Here is a 23,180-nt window from a genome sequence, read left to right as displayed (position 1 = left end):
CTAATTACCACTATCTAAGTTGTATTTTGGTTTTTCATGCTTAATACCTTTAACCGCTTCAGCAACTTCTGCAGGCATGTATTCTTCATCATGCTTGGCCAGTACTTCAAACGCTTCAATGACATTAGGCTCAATTAAAACACCTTGCGCAACAATACCCTGCCCCTCACGAAACAGATCAGGCAATATTCCCTGATATTTCACAGTCACTAATGGACCTGTATCAATTAATTTAAAACTCACTTCTAAGCTTTGCTCGTTTCTTTCAACAGATCCTGGGACTACCATGCCACCAATACGAAGCTTTTGACCAATAAAAGGTTTTTCTTTGTTTGGGCCTTTGCCATCAATCAATTCGCTTGGGGTATAAAATAAGTTTATGTTTTCTTGTAAAGCATAAAGCACTAAGCCAATGGCAGAACCCAAACCAAATAAAATAGCAACAATCACTAATAAGCGTTTTTTACGTCTAGGGTTCATGATGCTTGCTCCTGCTTGGCTTGTTTTATACGCTCTTCACGCACAATCTGTTGCTCTACTGAAGCCATAATATGCTTAGTATCTCTTAAAGAGCTCACTAAAATACCCAGTAAAATAAGTGCGCATGTGCCAAATGAAAGCCATACATAAAATCCATAGCCTCCCATTGCAATAAAATCAGAAAAAGAGTCAAACTGCATAATTACCCCCTATTAAGCAACTGGCGCACCCATGGGCGATGCTTTTCACGTTGCAAAATTTCATTTTTAAGACGAATTAAAGTGACTGTGCCAACAAACGCTGCAAAGGCTAAAATATTTACCATTAATGGCCAAAACATGCTTGGGTCGACCGCATTGGTATTAAATTTAGTGATGCTTGCTCCCTGATGGAGGGTGTTCCACCACTCAACCGAAAAGTGAATGATTGGTAAATTGATCACCCCTACAATCGCTAAGATAGATGCAGCACGGCCCGCTGATTTTTTATCTTCAAAAGCGTGGTATAACGAAATTACGCCCAAATATAAAAATAATAAAATAAGCTCCGATGTGAGTCGTGCATCCCACACCCACCAAGCGCCCCACATAGGTTTACCCCAAGCAGCCCCGGTTATAAGTGCTATTGCAGTCATACATGCGCCAACAGGTGCAATTGCTATAACGGCAAGCTCTGCGTTTCTGAGTTGCCATACAAGCGCAACAATGGCAGCAATGGCCATAGAGGAATATGCCCCCATTGATAAAATGGCAGAAGGAACATGAATAAAAATGATACGGTAGCTGTCTTTTTGTTGGTAATCGGCAGGTGCAAAACCAAGCCCCCACACCCAACCAACGAGCATACTAACAACCGTAACTACGGCAAAATAAGGCAGTAACGTATTGCATAACTGGTATGCACGCTCTGCTTTAGCATAGGGATGTAACCACTTCCACATTAACTTATACTCACTTTTAAAGCTGACGATATGGCGATTGGTGCGCTAATTATAGCGATGACTAACATAGCACCAAGGATGGCAAGTTGCCCGCTATAATCCAGCGACATAACACTGGTGTCGATAGCCGACGTTGCAAAAATTAGAACAGGAATATACAAAGGCAGTACGAGTAAACTCATCAAAATACCCCCTTTTTGTAGCCCAACAGTAAGCCCAGCACCTATTGCACCAATAAAACTTAATAACGGTGTACCCAATAATAACGTTAAAACAGTGGCCACCAGCGCATTACTATCTAAATTAAGTAATAAAGCGAATAACGGGGTCATTAATACAAGGGGCAACCCCGTCACAACCCAATGTGCAGCCACTTTTGCAAGCACTGTAAGTGACAATGGGTACGATGAGGCAATTAACTGTTCGAGAGATCCATCATTAAAGTCATCTCTAAACAGTTTATCTAAGCCCAACATGGTAGAGAGTAAAGCTGCAACCCAAATGATACCGGGCGCCATTCTAGCAAGTAGACCGGGCTCAGGACCTATTGCTAACGGAAACAAAGAAATAACAATTAAAAAAAACAATATTGGGTTTACAATTTCAGCTCGCTGGCGAAAAGCAAGCTTTATATCTTTAGTAAAAACCGCACTGAATAGTAACCAATAAGAGTGTTGACGAGTCATCAGTGGCGGTACTCCAATGTGATTGTTTGTAAATCACTAAAGTGAGTAGTTAGGTCTTGGTGGGTAGTTAATAATATGGCGCCATTATTATTTAGATGTTGAGTAAATCGCTGCTGCAAAAACGCAACACCGCTTTTATCGAGCGCAGTAAATGGTTCGTCTAATACCCATAAATTTGCGTCGCTTAGCCAAAGTCTAACTAATGCAACTCGTCGTTGCTGGCCTGCCGACAGCATTCTAACAGGCACATCTTCAAGACCGACCAAGCCTAGTTTTGCTAAAATTGGGTAAAGGTCAGGCTCATTTGAATAACCGTTGATCCGTAACCAAAAGCGTACATTTTCAACAGCGCTCAACTGAATGTTAACACCCGTTTTGTGGCCTATAAAAAGTAAGTCGTGGGCGAACTCTTCATAGTATTTATTTATTGAGCGTTCTTGATACAAAACCTCGCCTTCATCAGGCGCAGAAAAGCCAGCGATGATACGCAATAACGATGTTTTACCAGCCCCATTAGGACCCGCTAATTGCATGATTTGACCGCTTTTAAGGCTAAAATTAAGGTCCGCAAACAAACAACGTTCTTGCTTGATGCAGGAGACGGACTTAATGTGTAACAAGATGACGATTCTCTCTGCCAAAAATTAGGCGTTAGTCTACCATAATGATAGGGTAATACGAATATTGCTTTAAAATCGATTCACTTAAAATAGAGAAAACTTGATTTAAAATAATGAATACGCCAACGCAAATAACATTATCCAATTCATTGGTTATCAATTCATCAACTAATAACCAAACCAATGAGTTACCACAATTACCAAGTGAAGTACTTGCGGCTAAAAACATTCAATTTTCAAAAGACTCTATCACGCTAGAAGTGCTGGTTAATAAGCAATGGCAAACGCTCAGACTAGGCACAAGCAATGCCCCTCAATCTTTAGATAAAATTGCTAGCGCGCGCATTCAACTAAGCGCAGACGGAAAGCAGCTATCTATTTTGCCAAATGCAGCAACAATTAAACTTAACCAGCCTGCCCAATTACAACGCTTATTAAATTTTATTAGTACCGGCGCAGAGGTTGAAAGCAAGCCACTTTCAGTTCAGCTTGCTTTAGCGCCAGCACCAAAGCTAATTATTGATAAGCTCAATGCTAGTATTGCTATTAATAAAGAGGTTGCTCAGCTACTCAGCACAGAGCAACCTTTAAAACTAGTCATAAGTACCAACAGTAAAGGCGCGCAAATTGATGTTATTAACCGCTTTGCTGATACCGTTCATACCCAGCCGTTAAGCCAAACAAAGCTGGTTAAAATGCTAGCAAGCTTGTTACCCAATGCACAACTACAGGCAACGCCTAAATTAGCCATTATAACGCATCCGCAAAAATCAGGCTCTTTCACCACGCAAGTATCAAACACGCAGCTTGCTGAACTGCCTAACTCGCCCGTGAAAGTGACTGTTGCAAATCAAGCCGATAAGCTTGTAATAACAACACAAACTCAAAGCGTAAAAGTGATGCTGAGTAACTCTTTTACTAAACCTTTTAATGAATTACTTACTGCGCAACACGCTAATTTACAAACCGCGCCAGCGCAGTTCAATAACACCGTTAAAGCAAGCCCGCTGGTGAGTACTCATAGTCCTATAAAGTCTTGGCTGCAAACTAGTTTTAGTGATTTTAAAACACGAATCAATGATGCAGTAAATTATTTTGAAAACAAATCGTTTGCAAACGAAAACAAATCTCAAATCGCACAATCACTCACTTTACAAAAACAGTTTATCGCCCCGTCCTCACTAACAAGTAGAATTAATTTAATTGAACATGCAGGTATACAAGTTCCTAATAGCGCGCAAAAGCCAAGTACTGAACTTGTTAATATTTTACCTAAGCACTTCTCTCAATTACCCCCTATTGTGCAGTTAACACAGCTAATAAAAGCAAATGTTGCTGTTTGGCAGCCTCCTGGTGGCAAAGTTATCAGTAGTCATTTGCCTATACCCAATGCTAATACGGCAAATACACCAGAACATAACCCCCAATCAATCGAAAAAGCCTCAGCCCAAAGTAAAGCTGAGGTAGGTGCACAATCAGGCGCACTGTTAAGCACTCAAACAAAGGCAGAACCCGCAACCAAAAATACAGAGCAAGTATTAAAAACCCAAACAGTGCAAGTTCAATCCACCTTGAGTAACGACCTACAAAAACAAACGACAATTAAAGAGTTAAATTCTCTTCCTGTTACAAAAGTGGGGCTTAGCCACGCTCAACAATCTAATGCAGATAATAAACTGGCCACACTCCCTACCCTGAAAGCCAATAGCCCAGCAACCCAACAAACACATGCTGTATCTTCTACACCAGCAAGTAACACCCTATTTAATACAGTATTTAGTAACACAACAACTATTGCCTCACCAAGCCAAATGTTGCAACCTATTGAAGCTAAGATATTAACGCCGCTTTTAAAGCTGCCACCATCGCATGATTCAACTCACAAACTCACTGAAGAAAAAATTTCATTGAGCAGTCAAATAGCCGATATTCAAGTTAAAGCGACTAAGCAAACACCTGACCTCAATGCGCTGGTTAATCAAGCTTTTAATCGTATGGTATCAAGCAGCAACGTTAGCCCGACTGCCGTGCAAAGAGAGATATTAGCGACGCTGCAGCCTCACAGCCTCACGCATGACACCCTGCAAAGTAGCTTTACCAAAGGGCTTGAGCAGCTAGCGGTTAGTATTTTGGCGGCGCCTATTATTAACCAGTCTGTAACCCCAATTACCTTTGACTCAAAAACAGGCATTGATGCATTACTACAGGTGCTTATGCCTACGTTTAAAGCTGGCAAAGCAAGTTCAAAAATACTAGAGCAACTTCAGCAATCACAAGTGCAAGCACTTGCTGGAGAGCTTACTCAGGTTAAAAACACGCTCACACAGGTAAGTGTTTCAACACCAAGTCAGCAACCCGAAAGTAACCCGCTGGCACAGTTTTTACTTCCGATGAAATTACCGCCAGAAGCAGCCCAAACAGAAATAACACTAGGGCAATATAAAAAACCATCGGCCGATAAGCTAGAGCCTAAAAATGTCTGGTTTGTTAGATTAAATTTTGATTATGCTGATCTCGGTCAACTACAAATTACCGCCGAGCTAATGGACAAATCGCTCGATTGCCAATTATTAGCATCAAGCCAAGAAGTGAGTGCCATTGCCCACCCTCACCTTGATAACCTGCGCTCAAAACTGGCTAAACACGGCTTACAAGTTGCTGAACTAAACCTAAAACGAGGGGAGGCAACCCATGCTGCTTTTTATAAATCCCATGCAATTATTAATATTAAGGTGTAGCTATGAGTGATTCCCCTAAGAGCAAGTCGGCAATTGGCCTTTTATACGAAGCAGGAAGCACGCCTTCAGTGAGTGTTAAGGGGTTTGGGGAGTTGGCGGAAGAAATAATCGCTGCAGCAAAACAAAAAGGGATCATGATCCACGAAGATCCCGATTTAGCTAAAACCTTATCGCACCTCGAATTAGGTGAAGAGATTCCAAAAGAGCTTTATTTTGTGATTGCAGAACTGATTGCGTTTTCGTATGTATTACGTGGGCAGTTCCCACCAGGGTGGCAGGATTTTCAAGGTAAGCTAAATATAAAAGCTTAAAATTGAAAAAGGCGCAAAGCGCCTTTTTCATTTACTTTGGTAAATTAGTCATTTTTTTCTGCTCAAGCATTTCTTTCCAGTGCATTACTTCGCTGGGTAAAATAGGGGTTTTACCTTCAAAGCCAGCCACTTCAAGCATTTCTTCAATACTTATAACACCTTTTTTGCTTTTAAATACGCCACGTACGTACGCAATCGCATGCAAACCACGATCAGAATTAAATTTCTGCTCAATGTAAAAATACTTATGATCCCAGCCCACTAACTTAGTGCTAATAGTGTATTTTTGCATGGGTTTAATATCACGGATGTAAGTAATAGCTGTTGCATTAACAATAGGAAACCAACGTCGTTTCATTATTTGTTTTAGCAAACCTACTCGCTCAGTCATCCACGTACGCGACAAGTCCATCATGGCCAAATAGCGCGAATTAGTTAAATGTAAATTAATATCACAATCTGTAGGAAGTGCTTTGTAATCAATATCTACCGTATCGAGTAAATCTTGATAGTGTTTATTACGCTTAATTTTAAAAAATAATAATAGGAGTCGAATATATAAGTTCACAACAAAGGTCTTACCAGCAAAATTTTACTGAGTGTATCACAAGCACTTGCTAAGACGTATGTTCTCCCTTACTCTTTATTACTCATATATATAAAAATAAAATGCTTATGAAACCTCTACTACATATAATTACGTTTATTGGATTACTCGTACCAAGCTATTCAGCACTCGCTGATTTTTCATTACCCGGCAAAGGCACTATTACCTACTCAACGGGTATACAAAAAGAATTTGACTTTGGTTTTGCTTGGCAACAAAAAGCTGAACAATTTAAAATTGGCGCTAAAAGCTACAATATGCAAAGTATTCCAAGTTCATACTCAGTTGCAATTACACTATCAAAAGATGAAAGCCAGGTATGGGTTCAAGAGTTTAACAATGGTTTTATTGAAGGGTTTAATTGGCAAATTGGTGAGCATACTGTGTCACTAAAAAAACAAAAGTTTAGCGACCGAGTAAAAGGCGACTATGTAATTGAGCTTAACAACCGTAGTTACTTTTTTACGCGCAACAATGCCAGTATTGTTATTAACTTTAATGAAGACGGTATAGAAACGATTGCTATTGATGGTGTTACAAAAAACATGGGGACTAAAAGCTAGTCCCCTGTTTTAATTTTAGAGTCATCTAAACCTTAACGGTTTTTCTGTTTATACCGTAGTCACGCAACTTATTTGCCACTGCGGTATGACTAAGCCCTAAACGTTTAGCTAGTTGCCTTGAGCTTGGGTAAGCAGGGTAAAGTTTACGCAGCAACGTTGCCTCAAAACGCTTCACAGCTTGATCAAGCGAGCCTTCAAAGTCTGACTCCAAATACCCTAACTCATGTGTAAAGGTAGGTAGTTGTAAATGCTCTAAACGTAACTCGCTATCATCTAACAATGAGACTGCGCGGTAAATAGCATTTTCAAGTTGGCGAACATTACCAGGCCACGGATATTCTTGTAAAAAACTCAAGCACTCTTGTGATAATAACGGAATAGCATGGCCATTTTGCTGGGCATATTTTTGGATAAAATGCTCTGCCAGAGGACCCACATCGGCTTTGCGGTCTCGTAACGGAGCAATTTCGAGAGTTAATACATTAATTCGATAGTACAAGTCTTCTCTAAACACACCTTCTTGAACCATTGCGGGTAAGTCTTTTTGAGTAGCGGCTACAATACGAACATTAACCTTTACTTCGTTCTCATCGCCTACTTTTCTAAACGTTCCGTCTTGTAAAAAGCGCAAAAGTTTAGTTTGTAGCTGGGTCGACATTTCACCCACTTCATCTAAAAATACTGTACCGCCGTCAGCTTGCTCTAGTACACCGCGTTTAGGCGCTGCATTTTCTTCGTAGCCTGCATAACCAAAAAGCTCAGACTCCGCTACATCATCAGGTAACGACGCGCACGAAAGCGCAATAAATGGCTTCACAGAACGGTTTGACGCATAATGACACGCTCGCGCAAGTAACTCTTTACCTGTGCCTGTTTCACCCGTGATGAGTATGGGTGCTTCTAACTGTGCCATTTTTCGTGCTTCACGCACAACACGGCGCATAGCAGTACTAAAGTTATGAATGGTGGCAAAGCTTTCTTGTCCGTAGCGTCTAAATGCACTAACTTGCTGACCTAAACGGCTTTGCGACTTAATGTTAATAACCGCACCAGCTAAAACATCGCCTTCACTGCCTTGTGGCACGGCAATTGGTAAAATATCTGCAATAAAGTCTTCGCCAGCTACTTCAACCCGAGTCGTTTGGCCTAACACTTCCTTGCCTTCTAACCAACGCGTAAAGTTAAAGCCCTTTAGTAGGTTATTTATGTTAGCACCAATAACTTCTTTTTCACTTAACTGCAGGTCTTTACAGGCAGCATCGTTGCATAAACGTACCCAGCCCTTAGCATCAATAGAAATAACACCATCAGGTAATGCACGTAACAAGGTATTTAATTCGTTATGCTCTCGCTCAGAAGGGAGAAAAGCGGTAGTGCGTACATCATGCACACCATCAATCAGACGGATAGAAGGCATGATTTTTTGAAACTGCTCAAACTCTATTTCTGGGAAGCTCACATACATACGGCAATTGACAGAATCGACCTCAATACCTTTTAAATCAACACTGTAGTTAACTAAAATATTAAGGATTTCTTGGGCGATACCGATCCTATCAGCACAGTGAATATCTAGACGCATACATCCTCAAAGCAGGAAAAACTAAATTAGCCGAATAATACGCTAAGTCGCTTTGATAAGGTAGCTTATTGTAAACATTTTTGGACAAGTCTGCGTTTTAATTAACACATAAGAATAACAACATAAACACGCTACACAGCAGAGCTAGCCTGCTACATAGCTAAATTACTTTTAACCTTGAGGGTAAGCAGACCATTCTTCGCCATCAAGTTGTATGTAAGGTCGTTTATTAACATACATCATGATTGTGCCCGCATTTTCAGCAACTTTTGGTGCTTTTGGCAAGTTTTCAACTAAATTGGCAATGCTGTTATTACCCCCAAAAACATTTGTCTCAAGTGTTTTTGCAACAATTTCAGATAAGGCAAAGTAACTAGTCGATTCGTTAATCATAATTTGCGAATAACTTTTAACGTCTGGGCCAATAAATTTAATAGCAGCTGGTACAGATACAATAGTAGGGCTTGGTATTTCACGAAGGCCAGCAAACTGTACCTTGTCACCTTTTAATGCTGCACCATGTTCGGGTACTACCATTAACATGACATTACGGCCGCGCTTTTCAAGGTTTTGAATAAAACGATTAATATCAGATAATAAATTAGCGTGCCTGATTGGGTAACTTTCAAGGCTATTCATGCGTTTTTTATTGGCAAGCTGGTTACCATCGTGAAGGCTTGTTGTGTTGTAATACATTGCACACGGCTCACAATCTTGCGCTTCATTTTTAAGCCAACTATCTAGCACTGCACCGTCAGAATAAATAGGACTGTCGTCAAAGCCGTATTGCGCTACTGGAAGTGAATCAATATTAAGTGGTTTATAGTTTAGGCCACCAAAGCGATTAACCAAGCCTTTAAAGTCATCGAAGTGGCCATCGTGGTTCATCACAACGCTGCTTTGATACCCTAATTTTTCTAAGTTTTTAAATAAATAACATTGCTCTGGTGCATCACTGAATAAAGCCGTTTGGCTTGTTTGCCCACAACTTGCGCGTAAAAGCCTAATAGCTGCAGGCCCACTGTATGATGTTGCTGAGTTAAAATCTGAAAACACCACATCAAAATCATTAAACATGTCTTCAACACTAACGCCAATAGCGTTCAAATCATCAATCGCCATTGAACAAATATTTAAAACGATGACATCGAACAGTTCGCCATTAACTTGCGAAGGAAAATGGCTAATTAAATGGCTTTGTTGTTGATAAAAGTCTGACAATTTTTGATCAGGCGTTTGGCTTTCGCGCGTGATGACTTGTGCTTGATTAATAGGCTCATTTCTAATTGTTGTATTTGTAGAGTTGGCATTTACTATTGTGCCTGGTTGTTCACCCTCTCCTTGCCATCCAATCAAAAGTAGCCCAACAATAGTAATTGTTGTAAAACGTAACCACTGAGATGTATACCAAAAACACACGGTAATAACGAATAATGCCAATAGCATATCTACACTGATGACACGTGCTAAAAGTTCAAAAAAATAGCCAAAGCTGAAATCTTGAACATTACCAGCTTGCTTTGTCAGCCTATTTATTGGGGGCAACCAAGAGTCTTGGTAAAGTATGACAATCGCAAAAATACCACCAAGTACATGTTTTAACTTTTCAATAATCGCTTTTTTAAATTTGATTGCTAAAAGTGCTGCAAGGGCTGCATTGGTTAATACATTAAAATCAATTGCGCCGTAATAAAACAAGGCAAATTTAGCTAAGAAATAAAGATTCCACGCTCCTAAACCTGATAATTTCACTGCTCATCCTTCTTTTTTTTATTCGGTGTATAAGGTTCAAGTACTTCGTGTTTAAAAGTAAGCTTGTAATAATATGTTTTTACTCTGGCCAATATTTGAGTTGCCGACATGCAAAGTACAATACCGACTATAATTGCCAAAATAACGGTAATAAAAAGCTGATTAATACTCATTGGTTAAGCCTTTAATCTCATTACAAATGACACAGCATCGGGGCGCGCATCATTTGTAAACTCAGGTGTGTCTAACGACTCAGTAATCCCTTTTGACACTCCGGGTTCAAACTTATAGCTATCATTCTCTGTTAACTGTTTAGAATAATCAGTAACCTGTTTACCGCTATAAAGCCGCCTTAATTGCTTACATTCTTGCTGTATATGAAAATGATCTGAAATAACATTTTGCTGCACAAAAAAGTCACTCGTTTGTAGCTTGAATAAATGCTTAATTGCATTATTTACGTCGTTCTCTCTACACGCATGCAAGTACAAATACACGGTGTTATCTGCAAGGCTAAATACATCCCCTTCACGCTTAATATGAAACAAGTGTAAAGGGTGAATGGGCTCTATGCGGGGTAATAACTCAAGCTTAACCAATACGCCGCTAACACCCAGATTAACAGCAGAGTCACTATGAACCTCTACTTGGCGCGTAAATTCATCAAAAGGTAAATAGCCTTTAGAAAACGTATTTTCTGTATATTTCAGAACGTGCTCGACAGATGGCGGTAACGGTCTAGAAAATTGAAACCCTTGAATAGATTGAATTTGAGATAATAATCGCGAAGGTTCAGAAAAGCTATACAAAATAAGGTTAACGCCTAAAGTTAAAAATAAACATTCATCTTGATGGCGAATAACGCCATCAACATTTTGTACTACCAATTTCAACCAACGACCGCAGCTTTTCCTCAGTTCAAAGCACTGTTTACCAAGCAGTGCTAAATCTGTGTAACGCGTCACAGCAAACACCAATGTTGCCGCTTTTAATTTGGGGCCTTTGTCAAACAGCTCATTATTGTCTTTTGCGGTATAATAATGCGTAGGCAATTTTGTACCGATTGGTACCGCGCTTTGCACTAACCAAACATCGTCCTCATCTGGAAAATGCGAGCCATTGAATACTTTTAGATCGTTTACAGTTCCCTCTTGTACCAAAAACTGATTATCTTCAAGCGAAAGTTGAAACTGCATATCAGCAAATACACCCGTAGTGTGATGCCAATAATCGTACTCTAAAACGCGGGTAGCGGAATCATTATCTACAAAAATTAATCCATCAAAAGATTTATTAAGCTGCCTTATTAAAAATCGATAGTGTGTTACTTCTGGACCAGATAGCAAAAATAATAAGGTAACCCCTGTTTTTTTTGCAAACTCACTGTAATCGTTCATTATTGTTTTTGTGCTAGCTTCGGTTGCTACACTCAATAGCTCTGTGTTGAAGTGGATAAACACTAGCGCATTTTTTAATTTTTTATACGCGCCTATCTCTTTAATTATGCCTTTGTTTATTCGCTCTATTGAGTAATGCTGTGTCTCAGATGAGAGAGAAAATGGATGAACTTTACTGCGTTTGTACGCAGTATTAATTGCTGCAGAAAATGACGACTCAAAAAAAGATTCAACGTCTTGAGAAACAATGTAAATATCGTTTGCGCAATTTTGGTTAATTGCATGTAAAGCAAACTCAACCACAAAATTATCTAAAGGCGCTAAAACAGCATAACTTGAAGCCGATTTTAACTCTTTTGCAGCCGGCTCTAAACCCGTTATGTTAAAGTTATGCACTTAAAAAGCCCTCAAAAAAAATACTTTTTTACTAGTTTTACCCGCTATTCTATATATAATAGCCAAATATTGTCCACTTTTAATAAAAATAAATATTACGCTTACAAAGGTTGTGATGAACAATTTAGCTACAAAAAGCTCACAAATACTCACATCAAGTGACATAGAAAACCTAGCTCGCCGTTTTGGTGGGAAAAGTGACGACTACATAGAAATTATGAATACACAAAAAAATCAAAAAACAATTAACAAGTATGCGCTATTGAAAGAAATTGATGACGCATTAAAAACATCTAAAGAAAAAAAATAAAAAAGGTAAACTCCATTGCAAAGGATTTTTATTAAAGGTATCAAAGGCGGCGTAGGTAGCACATCAGTTGTTGCAAACTTAGCGTGCGTTTTGAAAAAATCTGATGTTGATGTGGTTGCCATAGACCTAGATGCTAAAAGTGACCTCGGTTTGCACTTTGGCCTTAAGTGGACAGCCACAAAAGGTTGGAGCAACGAGAGTACTTTTGACGATGCGTTATTGCATTTTCGCAAAGACAGCGATGGCGTTCTTTTTTTACCCCATGGCGATAATGAATCAACGTTAGATGAAATTATATCCACAATTAACAATTGCAAAAATCTGGATTATAAAGAATCTGCTTGGATAATATTCGACTGCCCTTCACACATTAATATTTCTCACTACCCGTTGGAAGAAAACGATATTGTTATTGAGCTAGTCACTTGCGATGCAATTTGTCATAGCCTCATATACAAGCGCCTACAAACCCTTAAGTCAGTAGAGTCAAGTTGGAAACACTTTTTTGTTGTTAATCGTTACAACGCAGCCTCAGTGTTAGAATTTGATCTATTTTCTCTTTGGCAATCTACATTACCATTTATGGCGCCGTTTTTTATCAACAGTGATGAAGTTATTAAAGAGGCCACAGCTAATCGTAATGTAGCCCTTAATTGCGCACCATACAGTGTAGCGAACGATGACTTTGAAACACTGGCTGGTTGGCTTGTAAGTAAGGCGGCGAACTGACGATGAGCTTTACTCTTTTTTACAAAAGGCCCATACACAGCACATTGTATATTCTATTGAGTATATTATTCACTGATAAGCTTGTGCGTTACATTTTATTTAAATTTCATAGTTACTTTAATCAGCACAAAGTAAATGTAATTGAAGCCTTTTTAATGCCCTTCATAACTTTGTTCGGTTCATTATTTGTAAATATAAAAAAGAACAAAGAAAACTTTGAGTTAGCGTTATATAACTATTATCCACACTTAAGGTTACCATACAGAACTTATATCTATTCCAATATTATACGCTTTGTTATTCAGAGCATATTTTTGCTTTTTGCTGTTCATAAACCCAAAAAAAAATCAGTGTCCATAAAAAAGCATGCTGTAAATTATTTTTATGACGGGGTCAGTTACAGCCTAAGGCAACTTCGTTGGTACGACCTTAAATTAGGCCGATTAATAAGGCGCCTTTTTTCCAAAAACAACAAGCCTAAAAAAAGTGCTTTTAAAACAATGGCAGACGCTCGTATTTGGCAGAACAAACTTATTAAATACATCGTTGTTGCACTGATATTATTCTTGCTTGCCATATTTGTTACCATTCCCTTTAGCCTTGAAGCGCAAGCAGTGTTTATTAGCTTTATTTTACTGGTTGCTTACGCGCTCAAACGCGTAAAAGGCCATATGGCCACGATTGTAATGATTACCTTATCTGTCACTACATCTTCGCGGTACTTGTGGTGGCGATACACTGAAACACTTAATTGGGATGACCCTTTAGCACTTACATTAGGTGCAGGCTTGTTACTAGCAGAAACATACGCATGGATGGTACTTATTTTAGGTTTTTTTCAAACTATTAACCCACTTGAAAGAAAACCTGTCATGTTGCCAAAAAATACTGACTTATGGCCAACGGTAGATATTTACATTCCTACTTACAATGAACCTTTAAGTGTTGTAAGGCCGACTACCCTTGCCGCATTAAGCATAGATTGGCCAGCAGATAAGCTGAAAGTATATATTTTAGATGATGGTAAACGTCCTGAGTTTGGTGAATTTGCTAAACAAGTGGGTGCGGGTTATTTAACAAGACCAGATAATAACCATGCAAAAGCCGGAAATATGAATAGTGCTATGCGCTACACAGATGGTGACTATATTGCCATTTTTGATTGCGACCACGTACCTGCTCGTTCATTTTTGCAAATGACCATGGGACAGTTTTTAAAAGACAGTAAAGTGTGTTTAGTACAAACACCACATCATTTTTTCTCCGCAGATCCATTTGAGAGAAACTTAAATAACCACAGTCAAATTCCAAACGAAAACATGTTGTTTTACGGGCTTATTCAAGACGGAAACGATATGTGGGATGCTACGTTCTTTTGTGGTTCGTGTGCGGTACTCAAAAGAGAAGCGCTTGATGAAATAGGTGGCTTCGCTTTTGAAACCGTCACCGAGGATGCTCATACTGCGCTGCGAATGCAACGCGCAGGTTATAAAACTGCCTATATAAATATCCCTCAAGCTGCTGGCCTTGCCACTGATAGTTTATCAGCTCATATTGGCCAGCGAATTCGTTGGGCACGGGGCATGGCGCAAATATTTAGGCTCGATAACCCGCTGTTGGGCAAAGGCTTGAACATCCCTCAGCGACTTTGCTACTTAAACGCTATGCTGCATTTTCTATCAGGTATTCCGCGCATTGTATTTTTAACCGCGCCCCTGGCACTTATATACTTTAATGCGTACATTATTTACGCGCCATTTTTAGCTATTTTTATCTACGTTGTACCTACACTTATTCAAATAAAAGCAACTAACTCACGAATACAAGGTAAGTATCGCTATTCGTTTTGGGGCGAAGTTTACGAATCTGTGCTTGCTTGGTACATATTAAAGCCAACAACAGTTGCTTTGTTTAATCCAAACAAAGGTAAATTTAACGTTACCGAAAAAGGTGGATTAAACGATAAAGAGCATTATGACTGGGGTATTTCTAAGCCATATTTGGTTTTACTCGCTATTAATTTAGTCGGTATGTTAGTCGGTATTTTACGCCTGTTTTTTGGCGACCCTACGCAAGTTGGTGTACTGCTGATTAGTATGGGGTGGGCGCTTTATAATATTATCATTTTGGGTGCTGCGGTTGCCGTGGCAGCAGAAGCTCGCCAAGTTAGGCATTCACACCGCATTAAAGCAAACTTCCCAGCGGGAGTTCGTTTAGCAAATGGCCACACGTTAAAAGTAAAAATTACAGATTACTCCGATAACGGCGTAGGAATAGAAACCGACCATGCGCATGCTTGTCGTGTAAACGATAAAATAGAATTATTAATGAGCCGCGGTAATAAGCAATTTTCGTTTACTACCCATGTTTGTAATACTCGGGGTAATCAAATTGGCTTAACCATTAAAGATTTATCTCTTGAAAAACAGCGCGCGTTTATACAATGTACATTTTCACGAGCTGATGCGTGGCTTGACTGGCAAAATAACTTTAGACATGACCGCCCATCTTACAGTTTTAAAGAAGTGCAAAAAACAAGCCTTAGAGGGTTTAGTAACTTGCTCTTCCACGCACCAAGAGTGCTTCAACCTATCATTCAGTTTATGACTAATTTAGTTGTATACGTAAACTCATTTACTCCAAAAAGACCAATAGTGCATAATAATTATGATTAAAAAGTTGCTTAATATATCCCTAACATTGTCGCTTATTTGTTGTGCTTATTTTGCGCATGCAATTGAGCCATTACAAAATAAATCAATGTTCATTAATGGATACCCTGAGAGCGCTCAGGTGTCGAGTTTACGCTTAGAGTTTGAAGCGTTAGGCTTTACAGGTTTTAGGCTCAACGGGGTAAATAATAACTCCCGCGTTGACTTTACAAACCGAATAGATAAATTGAGCACCAATTTAAAGCTTAACTTTTCGTATACTAACTCGCCTTCATTAATCGCGAATGTTTCGCACTTAAAAGTATACTTTAATGATAATTTAGTCACTGTTTTACCTATTAACGAACAACTTAGTATTGTAAAGAACACAGTGCAGCATAGCCTCGATCTTAACGCTAAATACATTCAAGATTACAACCAAGTCCGCTTTGAATTGGTTGGTTATTACGACCTTAGATGTCAAGACTACTTCAGCCGTACTATTTGGACAGAAATAAATAAATCAAGCAACATAACGCTCGATCAAAAGCAACTCGCTATCGATAGCCGTTTAGAATACCTCCCAGAGCCGTTTTTTGATGAAAAGGATTACAATAAGCTTAACCTTCCATTTGTATTTGCTAAAACACCCAATACCCAAGCTATTGAGGCAGCAGCAACGCTATCGAGTTGGTTTGGAGCCCAAGCTGATTGGCGTGGATTTAATTTTCCCGTAACGTTAAATAAATCGCCTGATCAACACAGTGTGGTTTTTATTACTAATGATTCAAAACCTGATTTTTTGAAAGATTACCCAGATGTTGAAAAACCAACAATTGAAATCATTTCAAACCCATTTAATCGTTATTATAAAATGTTACTCATATTGGGCCGTGATGAAGCTGATTTAAAAACAGCGGTGACTGGCCTTGCATTTGGCCACAAAGTAATGACAGGAAGAAGCGCAAGTATTGAAGCCATAAATCAGTTGCCACTTCGAAAAGCGTATGATGCACCACGCTGGCTTAGAAGCGATCGTCCAGTGCATTTTGACGAGCTTATTGACTACCCTACACAACTACAGGCGCAAGGTCTTAATAATGGTCCTGTAAAACTAAACATTCGCTTTGCACCTGATCTATTCACGTGGCGTGAAAGAGGAATACCTATTACTCTTCAGTACCGTAGCACGCCAGAATCAGAAGCCATCGACTCTCGTTTAAATATGCTAATAAACCAAGAATTTATAAGTGGTTTTTTACTCGATAAAAACAACGATTTATTACAAACAACACAAGCGTTGTTGCCACTAGTTGCCAATACCGACACCACACAAAGCACTGAAGGCTTTTCTGTAAATGGCATTAATTTAGCTAACAGAAATGAGCTTAACTTTGACTTTAGATTTGGTGTACTCAAAAAAGGTGAATGTGCTGTTGCACCTCCTGGCGGTGAGTTTGGTGTTATTGATGGCGATTCAAGCATTGACGTAAGTGAATTTGATCACTATATCGCATTACCAGATCTGAACGTATTTGCTAATAGTGGCTTTCCTTTTACCAAATATGCTGATTTACAACAAACACTGGTGCTTATTGATGAAAACCCAACACCAAATGCTTTAACCGTTTTATTTAACTTAACGGGGCACTTTGGCGCGATCACCGGTTACCCAACCCATAGAATGAGTGTTGCTCATTTAAATGAGGACGCTGATTTAGATGATAAAGACATACTCGTTATTGCTAAACCTAACAGTATTGCTAATGACTTAGATGAAGATGCACAAACAAATGTTTTGCTTAACAATAATCAGCGCGCAATTAAACAAGCAATTTATAATGGTGCATACGACGAACAAACGACCGATAAAGTAGAGGTTAGTATTAAAAGTAGTGGCGATATGGCTGTTATAACAGGGTTTCAATCACCGTTTGACTCAGACCGCTCTATCGTCTCGTTGAGTGCTACGACGCAAAATGCATTTACTATACTTGACGATGTTCTAATGAACTCAGAAAAATTAGCTCAAGTAAAAGGTAGTGCAGCCATTATCAACTCACAGGGTATTAAAACCATTCAAGTAGATGAGCAATACTTTGTAGGCCATATCCCAGTCCATACATTAGTGTGGTTTCACTTATCTGATCATCCATTTATTTTGGCATTACTGTCTATTTTAACGCTATTGCTGATCTCATTTATCTTATGGCGATTATTACAAGCATTAACTTACAAGCGTTTAGCTGAAGGAGACGAATAATGAAATCACTCGTTAATATGTTTTTTACCGTGATGGCACTATTTGCTTTCAATGCCAACGCACAAGTTGAACAGTGCGAACCTTGGCAGTCGTGGCAAGTGTTTAAAAATCATTTTATAAGCCAAGACGGCCGCGTTATTGACTTGGGCAGTGATCAAAGTATCACAACCTCTGAAGGCCAATCATATGCACTATTTTTTGCGCTTATTGCCAACGATAAAGCCGCTTTTGATTCTGTTTTAAATTGGACCCAAGAGCATTTATCAGAGGGCGATTTAAGTACGCGTTTACCAGCATGGAAATGGGGACTAGATAAAAACCGCGTAGGGGGGATTTTAGATTCAAACCCTGCGTCAGATTCAGACCTATGGATTGCCTACAGTTTATCGCAAGCGGCAATTTTATGGGATGAACGCCGCTATAGTATTTTAGCCGCAGTGCTTGCTCAACGTATAATCAGAGAAGAAACCGCCTACATAACGGGCCTTGGCCTTTCTTTACTCCCCGCACCTGCCGGTTTTGAGTTTGACAATGAGCGCTATAAGCTAAATCCTAGCTACTCGCCGTTATTTATTTACCAGCAATTTAAAAAGCTTTATCCACATTCACCGTGGCATCAACTGCACGAAGGATCAGCTAAGTTAATTTTAGATACCGCACAGCAAGGCGTTAGCCCTGATTGGGTTATGTTTGATTCAAACCGCGGTTTTTACTACGACAGAAAAAATACAGATTTAGGTAGTTATAATGCAATTCGTGTTTACCTTTGGGCAAGTATGATGGCAAAAGATTCACCCTACAAACAAGAGCTTCTTACTCAGTTTGCACCGTTTATGGACACTATTGAAGAGCGCGGCCATGTTCCTTTAAATACGTACGCTCAATCAGGTAAATCTGAAAAAAGAGGGCCTTTGGGCTTTAACGCTGCCCTGTTGCCTTTGTTAGCAGAGCAAGGTAATGATGAGCTAGTAATGGCCATTCAGCAAAAGCTAATGATTGATAAGTCTTTTACGCAAACACGTTATTACGACAGTGTATTGCATTTATTTGGTGAAAGTGCTGTAAACAAGCGCTTTAAAATAACGGCTGATGGAACGCTACAACCTACTTGGAGCACTGAATGTCGTTAAGGTTGGCCTTAGCTTGTACATTGGCACTAAGCACTAATTTAAATGCCGCAACAATAAATGATATTGATACACAATCGGTTGATTGGTTATTAAACCAAATTAGTATTGGTGAAGCACAACAAAACAAAAGACTTGTTGAAGATAGCCTGCAGAAGTTGGTTGCAATTGCCCCTACCCGAATAGAAACGCAATGTGCGCTTGCACATTACGACTTTACGAATGGCAATACAGACCAGGCAAACTTGTTATTAAGTAAGCTTGATAACCAACTAACACAACAAACACCTTGCGTAAAAAAACTCAAGGTTATGTCTCGTATTCAAGGTAAAGACAAGGCAGTAATTCAAGAAGCAAAGCTGCTTGCTCGTGCCGGCAGGTATGAACAAGCACGTCAAATTTACAATAAAATATTTAATGATGTTTATCCTACTTTAAACTTTGAGCTTGAGCATTTAAGCTGGTATGCCCAGGACAGCGCTCAATGGCAAGGGGTTAAAAATGGTTACAAACAATTATTAAAACGCTATGACAACCTAGGCACTATAGAAGTTGCTTATGCCAGACATTTACTAAGACGTAACCCACGCGATAAAGCAGCTATGCGTATTTTAAGTAAGTATGGATCGACATCGGGTTTTAGTGATGAAGTTGAAAGTATTTGGCTCTCTGCATTAAAAAATATGCCAATAAACAGTAATACTGACAAGCAATTTCAGCAATACTTTATACTTTACCCGTTTAGTAATAAGGGAGAGTTACAGTATCAAGACTTTAAAAAGCAATTAAAAGCACGCCAAAAATTATTAGCCGACCCGGCTTATCAGCTCTGGTTAAAAGGCAATAATCTACTCGAACAAGAAAAGTTAAAAGCAGCAGAACCTCTTCTGTTAAAAGCCTTAAAAGGCCGCCCTACTGACGGCGAAATCATGAACAGCTTAGGCATACTTTACCTACAACTAGGTGAAAATGGTAAAGCCTATAATTATTTTACACGTGCACAAAAATACACTGCCGACTTTGCAGAGCGAAATACCCTTAAAAGCATGGCTAAAACAGCTAAGTTTTGGCTGTATATTCGCCAAGCAAGAGACGCTATAGATAGCAGTGAATTTAGAGTTGCTAAGCTAAAACTCGATTTAGCCGCCGCATTAGAAGAAGAACCTAATACCGTATTGGCGAATCGTGGCACCTTACAATTTACCCAAGGGCTATATTCACAAGCTGCGCTTACCTACCAAGTGGTGCTTAAAAGCGAGCCTTTAAACGAAGGCGCCCTATTTGGCTTACTTGAAATTGCAAAGCTTGAACAAAGTGAAAAAACGCTCACATCTTTTTTTAATCGACTTTCATTTTCACAAAAAGAAATATTAAGAGCGTCATATTTAAGCTCATTAAGTAGCGTGTATAGAGCTAAGGCAACAAAGCTAACTGAAGCTGGTGAATTAGAAGAGGCTGAAAAAATATTAAAAGAGGCTATTCAAGCAACACCAGAAGAGCCTTGGTTATATTACGACTTAGCGTTTATATATCAACAAAAAGGACTCACCGACAAAGCCCGCTCATTGTTTAATAATGTATTGTGGCAATTTCCGCTAAATTCACAGCTTAGGTATAGCCATGCACTGTTTTTGCGTGCTTTAGACGATTACCAAGGTGCGCTTGCTACGCTTCAGTATATTCCATTTAAATCTCGCGATGCTGACATTGTATCTCTTGAACAACAGTTACAACTTAATGAGTCTTTAGCTCAAAGCGAACGTTTTATTAATTCTCAAAATAAAGCGGCTGCTATTTATCACTTAAGTGCGTTAGAAGCACAAAATTTAACGCCACCAATGAAAGCTGAGCTAGCACGAAGCTGGTTTAGCATAGAAGAACAAAACCACGCTTTAAAACTCATGCGTGACGCATTAGCTGAAGACCCCTCATTATCAGCCTATTGGCATATGTTGTATGGAGAATGGCTTTTAGCACAGGGTAATAAAGCTCAGACTACGGATTGGTTTAATCGTTATCGGCTTCCTGAAAATGCCTCTGAGAGTGAAATAGATCAGTTTGTGCAATTACAAAATGCCTATTATTCTGAGTATTTTAGTGGCAGTGATCTTATTGCGAAGCTAAATCAGCTCGATCGAAAATACCCAAGTTCAGCAGCAACAACAACTGCGCTAATAAATGCAAACTTAGCACTTGATCAAAACCAATCAGCGATTATTTTATACGAACAAAAACTAAAAAATAATCAGTTAATTGAACCCCAAGCTTTAATGGCAATATCCAAAGCCTATAGAGCACTTGGTGATGATTTCCAAGCAAAAGAGGTCACACAGCTCGCCATTGAACAAAGTACAACGCAAGAAAGTTATTTTCAGCGTCAAATTATGGAATCGTTAAACGATTTTAATTACGCAGGTGATGCCCTTTACTTAGCCGAGCAACTTATTCAAAAAGCACCTAATGATTTAGAGCTTCGTTATTTAGGCGCGCAAGTTGCTGCTAATTTTAATGAAACAGAGCAAGCACAAACGTGGTACGCACAAACGCTTTCACCTAATCGTCAACTAAATGAAAAAGAACTCTACGCATCACTTTCGCGCATTAATGAAAACGACGAGTGGTATATAAACGGTGCCAAACGAGAACTACTCAGCCAACAAAACAAAAACCAAGCCTACATTGCTGTTGGTGTAAATTTTAGCGGACAAGTAAGTACTGAAAGTGAGGCTACATTGGGCGCTGGTTTAGTCCCTATTGAAGCGTACTTTCCGCTTTGGCAGGGGCAAGGCTTTGTAAAAATAGATCCTACAAGTATTAGCGCGCAAACAACACGATTTGACGAGCAATTTGCTGGCAGTCGATACGGTCAAGGCGCTTTGTGTATATTTACCTGTGGTATTGACGAGGTAAGTCCTGAGCAAGATGGCGTTGATATTGGCATTGGTTGGCAAAACGAAAACTGGCGCGTAGATATTGGTACAACACCACTGGGCTTTTTAATCGAAGACATTGTATGGGGTATTAATTACTCGGACGACTTTGGTGACTTTGGTTATAGCCTTGAATTAGAAAAACGACCAGTAACCAGCTCAGTACTGGCCTATGCTGGTCTTGAAGACGTTAATACCGGTAAAATTTGGGGGGGGTTCGCTCAACCGGTTTAACCGCTAATGTTTCTCATGATTTAGGCGGCGATTGGGGGTTTTGGTCTAGTGCTGACTTTACATTATATAAAGGTCAAAACGTAAAAGATAACCAGCGCTACCGCTTGATGGGCGGTACCTATTATCGTGTAATAAGTAATCAAGATCGCGAATTTACAGTGGGTGCAAGTTTATTGCATTGGGCGTATAAATTTAATTTAAGTGAAGAAACCTGGGGCCACGGCGGCTACTACAGCCCACAGAACTATATTGGGTTATCGGTTCCTTTGACCTACGATGCACGATGGGGTGATGACTTTGTATACCGCGTAAAAACAGGCGTGTCGTATTCGCAAACTAAAACGCAAGCCATCGATTTTTTTCCTAATGATCCTGACCTTCAAGCTGAAGCCTTTGTTCGCCAACTTGAAACCGGTGTAGACCCTGCCTTTGATTCAGATACCAGTGCGGGCGTATCGTACAACTTAGAAGGCAGCTTTGAATACAGAATAACCCCACATTGGTTCTTTGGTGGTTATTTAGCTATTGATCGTTCTGACTTTTACGAACCTAATTTTGGCCAACTGTATATCCGTTACTACTTCAATCCTGTTTACGGGACCCTAGAGTTTCCGGGTACACCTATTATCCCTTATGCTGAGTTCTAACTTAGCATAAGGTGATACACCGCTCAGTACTTCCCCTCGCCTTGAGGTATATGTATACTTATGCGCAATTGTAGCTAGGATAAGGGTGTGTCTCTTACCTTGTGGTGTTACAGCCATACAGCAAATCATTATCTTAGATACAAATAATATACTGGTGGTCGAGCACTTTAACCTTATAAACAGGCTAACTGAGCTAAAGCAAAAAATTATAAGGCCA

18 protein-coding genes and 1 pseudogene are annotated in these 23,180 nt (G+C 39.5%); 9 read left to right on the top strand and 10 right to left on the bottom strand.

Annotated features, from left to right (window positions below):
* From ccmE to ccmA, 5 genes are read right to left on the bottom strand one after another with little or no spacing between them, the layout of a single operon-like run.
* The gene (gene ccmE / locus PS1M3_RS04285; protein ID WP_006791393.1) at positions 1-480 is read right to left on the bottom strand and encodes a cytochrome c maturation protein CcmE; all 480 of its coding nucleotides are present in this window, start codon (positions 478-480) and stop codon (positions 1-3) included.
* Positions 477-680, bottom strand: coding sequence for a heme exporter protein CcmD (gene ccmD, locus PS1M3_RS04280; protein WP_006791394.1), 204 nt, complete (start codon positions 678-680; stop codon positions 477-479). Before ccmD ends, ccmE begins: the two co-directional genes overlap by 4 nt.
* 2 nt (positions 681-682) lie before the next feature.
* On the bottom strand, positions 683-1,420 hold the full coding sequence (locus PS1M3_RS04275; protein ID WP_008127600.1) for a heme ABC transporter permease: 738 nt from the start codon (positions 1,418-1,420) through the stop codon (positions 683-685).
* The gene (gene ccmB, locus PS1M3_RS04270; protein ID WP_006791396.1) at positions 1,420-2,106 is read right to left on the bottom strand and encodes a heme exporter protein CcmB; all 687 of its coding nucleotides are present in this window, start codon (positions 2,104-2,106) and stop codon (positions 1,420-1,422) included. The genes PS1M3_RS04275 and ccmB overlap by 1 nt, the downstream gene beginning before the upstream one ends.
* Positions 2,106-2,681 (bottom strand): cytochrome c biogenesis heme-transporting ATPase CcmA, encoded by a 576-nt coding sequence (ccmA, locus tag PS1M3_RS04265; RefSeq protein WP_006791397.1) that lies wholly within the window; start codon positions 2,679-2,681, stop codon positions 2,106-2,108. Before ccmA ends, ccmB begins: the two co-directional genes overlap by 1 nt.
* A 158-nt stretch (positions 2,682-2,839) precedes the next feature.
* Between ccmA and PS1M3_RS04260 the strand changes: the two genes are divergently transcribed.
* Positions 2,840-5,464 (top strand): flagellar hook-length control protein FliK, encoded by a 2,625-nt coding sequence (locus PS1M3_RS04260; RefSeq protein WP_203986455.1) that lies wholly within the window; start codon positions 2,840-2,842, stop codon positions 5,462-5,464.
* Between the two features lie 2 nt (positions 5,465-5,466).
* On the top strand, positions 5,467-5,775 hold the full coding sequence (locus PS1M3_RS04255; RefSeq protein WP_008127583.1) for an EscU/YscU/HrcU family type III secretion system export apparatus switch protein: 309 nt from the start codon (positions 5,467-5,469) through the stop codon (positions 5,773-5,775).
* Positions 5,776-5,806: 31 nt separating this feature from the next.
* Here PS1M3_RS04255 and PS1M3_RS04250 read toward each other — a convergent pair whose 3' ends face one another.
* On the bottom strand, positions 5,807-6,343 hold the full coding sequence (locus tag PS1M3_RS04250; protein ID WP_203986452.1) for a thioesterase family protein: 537 nt from the start codon (positions 6,341-6,343) through the stop codon (positions 5,807-5,809).
* Between the two features lie 107 nt (positions 6,344-6,450).
* Here PS1M3_RS04250 and PS1M3_RS04245 point away from each other — a divergent pair, with 107 nt between their 5' ends.
* A complete protein-coding gene (locus PS1M3_RS04245; protein WP_008127581.1) occupies positions 6,451-6,945 on the top strand; it encodes a hypothetical protein in 495 nt (164 codons plus the stop codon).
* A 25-nt stretch (positions 6,946-6,970) separates the two neighbouring features.
* On the opposite strand, the gene tyrR is transcribed toward PS1M3_RS04245, so the two are convergent.
* From tyrR to bcsE, 4 genes are all read right to left on the bottom strand, one after another.
* Complete coding sequence (gene tyrR / locus PS1M3_RS04240) at positions 6,971-8,527, bottom strand: transcriptional regulator TyrR (protein WP_006791402.1); 1,557 nt, start codon at positions 8,525-8,527, stop codon at positions 6,971-6,973.
* 171 nt (positions 8,528-8,698) lie between these two features.
* A complete protein-coding gene (gene bcsG, locus PS1M3_RS04235) occupies positions 8,699-10,279 on the bottom strand; it encodes a cellulose biosynthesis protein BcsG (protein ID WP_203986450.1) in 1,581 nt (526 codons plus the stop codon).
* On the bottom strand, positions 10,276-10,452 hold the full coding sequence (locus tag PS1M3_RS04230; RefSeq protein ID WP_006791404.1) for a hypothetical protein: 177 nt from the start codon (positions 10,450-10,452) through the stop codon (positions 10,276-10,278). Before PS1M3_RS04230 ends, bcsG begins: the two co-directional genes overlap by 4 nt.
* Positions 10,453-10,455: 3 nt before the next feature.
* Positions 10,456-12,072, bottom strand: coding sequence for a cellulose biosynthesis protein BcsE (gene bcsE / locus PS1M3_RS04225; RefSeq protein WP_203986440.1), 1,617 nt, complete (start codon positions 12,070-12,072; stop codon positions 10,456-10,458).
* 115 nt (positions 12,073-12,187) lie between these two features.
* Between bcsE and bcsR the strand changes: the two genes are divergently transcribed.
* The 6 genes and pseudogenes from bcsR to PS1M3_RS04195 all read left to right on the top strand — a co-directional run bounded on the left by bcsR (position 12,188) and on the right by PS1M3_RS04195 (position 22,963).
* Positions 12,188-12,382 carry a BcsR/BcsP family cellulose biosynthesis protein gene (gene bcsR, locus PS1M3_RS04220; RefSeq protein WP_006791406.1) on the top strand — a complete coding sequence of 65 codons (195 nt, stop codon included), beginning with the start codon at positions 12,188-12,190 and terminating at the stop codon, positions 12,380-12,382.
* Positions 12,383-12,397: 15 nt separating this feature from the next.
* Positions 12,398-13,111, top strand: coding sequence for a cellulose biosynthesis protein BcsQ (gene bcsQ / locus PS1M3_RS04215; protein ID WP_203986438.1), 714 nt, complete (start codon positions 12,398-12,400; stop codon positions 13,109-13,111).
* Positions 13,112-13,113: 2 nt separating this feature from the next.
* Positions 13,114-15,786, top strand: a complete 2,673-nt coding sequence (bcsA, locus tag PS1M3_RS04210) for a UDP-forming cellulose synthase catalytic subunit (RefSeq protein ID WP_006791408.1) — start codon at positions 13,114-13,116, stop codon at positions 15,784-15,786.
* Positions 15,779-18,025 carry a cellulose biosynthesis cyclic di-GMP-binding regulatory protein BcsB gene (gene bcsB / locus PS1M3_RS04205; protein ID WP_203986435.1) on the top strand — a complete coding sequence of 749 codons (2,247 nt, stop codon included), beginning with the start codon at positions 15,779-15,781 and terminating at the stop codon, positions 18,023-18,025. Before bcsA ends, bcsB begins: the two co-directional genes overlap by 8 nt.
* Positions 18,025-19,155 (top strand): cellulose synthase complex periplasmic endoglucanase BcsZ, encoded by a 1,131-nt coding sequence (gene bcsZ, locus PS1M3_RS04200; RefSeq protein WP_008127560.1) that lies wholly within the window; start codon positions 18,025-18,027, stop codon positions 19,153-19,155. The genes bcsB and bcsZ overlap by 1 nt, the downstream gene beginning before the upstream one ends.
* Positions 19,146-22,963 (top strand): annotated as a pseudogene (locus PS1M3_RS04195) (cellulose synthase subunit BcsC-related outer membrane protein). Before bcsZ ends, PS1M3_RS04195 begins: the two are co-directional and overlap by 10 nt.
* Positions 22,964-23,180: the final 217 nt, after the last annotated feature.

The sequence above is a fragment of the Pseudoalteromonas sp. PS1M3 genome (assembly GCF_016865405.1).
Classification (GTDB): domain Bacteria; phylum Pseudomonadota; class Gammaproteobacteria; order Enterobacterales; family Alteromonadaceae; genus Pseudoalteromonas; species Pseudoalteromonas marina.
This window is presented reverse-complemented; position numbering and strand designations above follow the sequence as displayed.

Coding starts and splice junctions, on each gene's coding strand:
- ccmE (WP_006791393.1), bottom strand. CDS start 480: ATGAACCCTAGACGTAAAAAACGCTTATTAGTGATTGTTGCTATTTTA.
- ccmD (WP_006791394.1), bottom strand. CDS start 680: ATGCAGTTTGACTCTTTTTCTGATTTTATTGCAATGGGAGGCTATGGA.
- PS1M3_RS04275 (WP_008127600.1), bottom strand. CDS start 1,420: ATGTGGAAGTGGTTACATCCCTATGCTAAAGCAGAGCGTGCATACCAG.
- ccmB (WP_006791396.1), bottom strand. CDS start 2,106: ATGACTCGTCAACACTCTTATTGGTTACTATTCAGTGCGGTTTTTACT.
- PS1M3_RS04260 (WP_203986455.1), top strand. CDS start 2,840: ATGAATACGCCAACGCAAATAACATTATCCAATTCATTGGTTATCAAT.
- PS1M3_RS04255 (WP_008127583.1), top strand. CDS start 5,467: ATGAGTGATTCCCCTAAGAGCAAGTCGGCAATTGGCCTTTTATACGAA.
- PS1M3_RS04245 (WP_008127581.1), top strand. CDS start 6,451: ATGAAACCTCTACTACATATAATTACGTTTATTGGATTACTCGTACCA.
- tyrR (WP_006791402.1), bottom strand. CDS start 8,527: ATGCGTCTAGATATTCACTGTGCTGATAGGATCGGTATCGCCCAAGAA.
- PS1M3_RS04230 (WP_006791404.1), bottom strand. CDS start 10,452: ATGAGTATTAATCAGCTTTTTATTACCGTTATTTTGGCAATTATAGTC.
- bcsR (WP_006791406.1), top strand. CDS start 12,188: ATGAACAATTTAGCTACAAAAAGCTCACAAATACTCACATCAAGTGAC.
- bcsA (WP_006791408.1), top strand. CDS start 13,114: ATGAGCTTTACTCTTTTTTACAAAAGGCCCATACACAGCACATTGTAT.
- bcsB (WP_203986435.1), top strand. CDS start 15,779: ATGATTAAAAAGTTGCTTAATATATCCCTAACATTGTCGCTTATTTGT.
- bcsZ (WP_008127560.1), top strand. CDS start 18,025: ATGAAATCACTCGTTAATATGTTTTTTACCGTGATGGCACTATTTGCT.